We start from the raw sequence: 3,924 nt of genomic DNA on the forward strand, positions 1-3,924 counted from the left end.
TTGCGATATGCTCTTGGATAAGTGTGTGATCTTGGTATTGGTGCATATAGCCTCCCATTTTGAAATGAAAAGCTTAGTTTGCACTTATTTTAGGCGGTTAAGAATGTGTGGTTTAATTGACGCTTACTTTTATGCTTTGTTTTGTAAACCCCTCAGTTTGTCAAAGCGTTAACTTTGTATTAATATCTAATACATTCAATTAAAGCAAGGAACCATCATGCCAAGAAATACATCTGTCACCTTAGGTGACCATTTCGATAGATTTGTCTCTGACAAGGTAGCTGAGGGACGTTTTCATTCGGTTAGCGAAGCAGTGCGTGCTGGCTTACGCAAGCTAGAAGATGATGAGCTCAAATTACAAGCACTGAGAGAAAAACTACAAGCAGGAGAAGATAGCCCTATTGTCGAAGACTTCCAAGTAAACAACTTTATTAACCTACTGCACGAAAAAAATGTCAGTTAATCCCTCTTATACTTTGCGTTTAAAGGCTCAGGGTGATCTAGAGTCCATCTGGCAGTATAGCTTTACAACTTGGGGCAGTGCACAGGCCGATCATTATCTGAGGGCATTAGTCACTCGTTTTGAATGGTTAGCCGACAATCCACTACTGGGCAAGCCTCGTGACGATATTAAATCAGGCTACCGCTGTTTTCCTGAAGGTCAGCACCTAGTTTTTTATAAAATCACCCAACAGCAGATTGATATTATCGGTGTTGTTCACCAAAGCCAAGATATAATCACTCTCCTAAAAAACTAACGACAGGCAACGAATGTTGAATAGAAAAACTAATTGTCTAAAAAAATGCCTATTAAAATATAGATTTATTTAACTATTACAAGTGGTTGAGTCTACAGCCACAAACTGAGCGCGGTGAAAATGTCCTGTTCAAAATAGGAATCCAAAACCTATCTCAAAAATACACACAAAAGGTGTCAGGTCTTGTCTTTTGTCATTGTGAAGAAATCCCCAAGCTTTTTATAGTGGTACTATCATTTGCATTATTAATGAGTGAATCGAATAAATGCAAAGTAAAAAAGCAAAGAAAGGCAAAAAGCAAGACCTGACCCTTTGTTTACTTCTTTGTTTTTACAATCATAGAAAATAAGCTGCATTGGCATAACAAGTGCTAGAAGATATGGTTAAAATAATTATCTTGACAATTATGAGCACTAAGACCATTATAAATTCACATGCAGGAAAGACATGTAAAATATTAAGCTTATCAATAATTTGAAAGCCAACTATAGCAATGCATAGGGTTGTACGATTATTCGTTGGCGTTAAGTACAACGGGAAAACCTATTAATAAATCCTTCTACCTACCGGTATCCCCTTCCCTAAAAATAGGGAAACTTCTAGGCCCGCCACCGCGAGAGCTTGGGCTCCTCTCGCAAAAATCGATTCACCACGCGGCGAATCAATAATGCCTTAGTTCATCTGGCGCCAACCTTAACCAAGCACAACCCCCCGTATAGTTAAACGCTCCCAATGCCTTGATAGCTATCGGGATAAACAAATAGCCTCCCTCGCGCGCTGTTAGCGCACTTCGGACTGACTACAACCCTCTCGCCTACCGCGGACTATCAACCCATCCGAGGTTGATAGCGAGTGTAAAAATACTAACGTATTTTTCTGGACACAGGCGAGAAGCATTATGAAGACTAAAAATAAAATATTACTCTCAATAGTAAGTTCTTTTTGCTTATTAATGAGCCCACCAGCCCTATGGGCCACACCTTCATTTGATTTTAATAATAATATACTGGTATTACCAGTAGTGTCAGTGCCTGGCTCAGGAAACTATCGCGCTACTCTCACCTATAACGGGTCAAATTTTACTTTAGTAACAGTAGATTTTGCTACTCGTTCTGCTATCGTAAATGAAACTAACCCCACATCTTTTTCACAAGCAACAGGCATAGTAAATATTCCCCTGGTAAATGTTACATTTGTAGATGGAAATATACTCCCTTATTCTGCCAAGCTATCACTTATTCCTGACACAAACCCTTTCCTTTTCAACATAGTTGCAGCAGATCCTAAATCAAGTAATGAAGTTGATGCGGTTTTAAAGAGTTTTAATGTTGATATTTCTGAACAAGCAAGGGTAGATAACACAGGGAAGGCTCTACCCAGTAATTACAGCCCATTAGGCTCTAGTTTTGAAATGAACAGAACTGATGAACTTTTTATTGTAGGAACCCATATTAGTTTACCCGCTAGTGAAAATTCAAAAACTGCATTTGTAGAACTCAATAACAATGGCACCAAGTCAACGTTTTCCACCGATGTACTTAATGTGCCTGATATGCAAGATACACCGTGGGAAGAAGATAGCTCACAAAATGCTACTACTACCCGAGCTGCTACCAATGCAGACCTTGATGGTGATGGCCTTGAAGAGACCGTCATTGTGTATTGGGTCTTCGAAGACGGTGCCAATAGAATAAAAATCACTAAATTTTCCAATAAAGAGAATAATTTCACCACTACCGATGCGGGCACCTTATTTTTTGTAAATGACTCAGTAGATATAAGTGCAGTCGGAGGTGACTTTGACGGTGATGGTACGGATGAAATAGCAATCGCTCTGGCATCTTCTACTGGCATAGATATTCGTATTGTAAATTACAGTAATGGCGCGTTTTCACTCGTGGAAAGTGCACATAAAACCCTCTTGCCTAAACTAGCAAACGCAACCATTTACACCGCACTTGAAAAAGGCAATATTGACTACGATAACCCTGAAGAACTAGTCTTAGTAGTTACGGAGTTAGTTAGCCCAGAAAATGGAATTTCACATTATTTTGTTTTTGATGATCACAACACATCTTATGCACAAATTTCTACCGCAGACGTTAGTGCTCCTGATGAAATAGGCATTACAAAAACGGCTGTTGTGGCCGATGTTTCCTTGGGTGATATCGATGGGGATGGTTTGGATGAAATCATTTTTGGTGGTCTCACGAATATTAGCTCAGGTGGAGGCTGTAAAAGTTACGGCCATATCTTGTTTGCATTAGACGACCGTACACATCAGCTAGCTCCAATGGGGAGTAAATTTTTCACCCATTTCTTCAAGCAATGTCCTGCTTTTGCTGCTTGGCGTTTGCGCTATTTGCATGTTAACACGATTGATTTAGATGGTGACAATATTGATGAAATTCAAGTTAATCAGTTCATATTCAACAATTTTAAGACGGCTGAGCCTTGGACCGAGTTATACACCCTTCCCGAATCACAGTTCTTTCTTGTTAATTCGTTTGGCTGGTTTGATAGGTCCACTAGTGCCATGGAAGTCGGAGATGTCACCGGAGATGGCCGTCAAAATGTCATTTTCTATAACCCAACATTTAACAAGATTGAAATATGGGGTGATGATCAGATTAATGGCTGGACTGGAATGGCGACAATTCCAACCAAGTTTGGTAGTGCGCAAAATCCTAATAATCCCATCGTACTTCCCGTTAATCTTGATAAAGATAGTCCAGTATTAAAATATTCAGCAGCAGAATATAAATATGTTTTTACTGAGCCTGTTTTAATTGCTGCGCTTGCTGCTCCGCCTTGTGTATTAAATTCAGGGCAACAAATCAATGATTGTCGCACTCGGTATGGGACGGCAACCTCTATCGCTGTTGATGCTGAAGCATCACTCACCCTAACAGCAGGCGTACATGTAGGAGCCAAAGGCGGTGTAAAGGTATTTGGCATAGGTGCTGAGATAGAAGCAATTAAAGAAACCACTGTTGCCGTAACAGGCAGCATTTTAGCGGCTTATTCACTGGAACAAAGGTAAGCGTCAATTAAAGTACACATTCTAAACCAATATAAAACATGGCAGACTAAGCCCTTCAATTAATTTCGGAGGCACTTATGAGTCCATATCAAAATAAAGCGGCTATGCAAGAGCATATACCGC

General features: G+C 39.9%; 3 protein-coding genes. All 3 read left to right on the forward strand.

From position 1 onward, the window contains the following. Positions 1-217 precede the first annotated feature (217 nt). The 3 genes from BQ7314_RS13070 to BQ7314_RS13080 all read left to right on the forward strand — a co-directional run bounded on the left by BQ7314_RS13070 (position 218) and on the right by BQ7314_RS13080 (position 3,801). Positions 218-463, forward strand: a complete 246-nt coding sequence (locus BQ7314_RS13070; protein ID WP_174484133.1) for a type II toxin-antitoxin system ParD family antitoxin — start codon at positions 218-220, stop codon at positions 461-463. Continuing rightward, entirely contained in the window at positions 453-758 is a 306-nt protein-coding gene (locus BQ7314_RS13075) for a type II toxin-antitoxin system RelE/ParE family toxin (protein WP_174484134.1), read from the forward strand. Before BQ7314_RS13070 ends, BQ7314_RS13075 begins: the two co-directional genes overlap by 11 nt. Before the next feature lie 898 nt (positions 759-1,656). Continuing rightward, complete coding sequence (locus BQ7314_RS13080) at positions 1,657-3,801, forward strand: hypothetical protein (protein WP_174484135.1); 2,145 nt, start codon at positions 1,657-1,659, stop codon at positions 3,799-3,801. Positions 3,802-3,924: the final 123 nt, after the last annotated feature.

Origin of the sequence: methanotrophic endosymbiont of Bathymodiolus puteoserpentis (Logatchev), from assembly GCF_900128525.1 — a bacterium.
Classification (GTDB): Bacteria; Pseudomonadota; Gammaproteobacteria; order Methylococcales; family Methylomonadaceae; genus Methyloprofundus.

Bases quoted from the DNA above. Each gene is read 5' to 3' on its own strand.
- BQ7314_RS13075 (WP_174484134.1), top strand. From the start codon at position 453: ATGTCAGTTAATCCCTCTTATACTTTGCGTTTAAAGGCTCAGGGTGAT.
- BQ7314_RS13070 (WP_174484133.1), top strand. From the start codon at position 218: ATGCCAAGAAATACATCTGTCACCTTAGGTGACCATTTCGATAGATTT.
- BQ7314_RS13080 (WP_174484135.1), top strand. From the start codon at position 1,657: ATGAAGACTAAAAATAAAATATTACTCTCAATAGTAAGTTCTTTTTGC.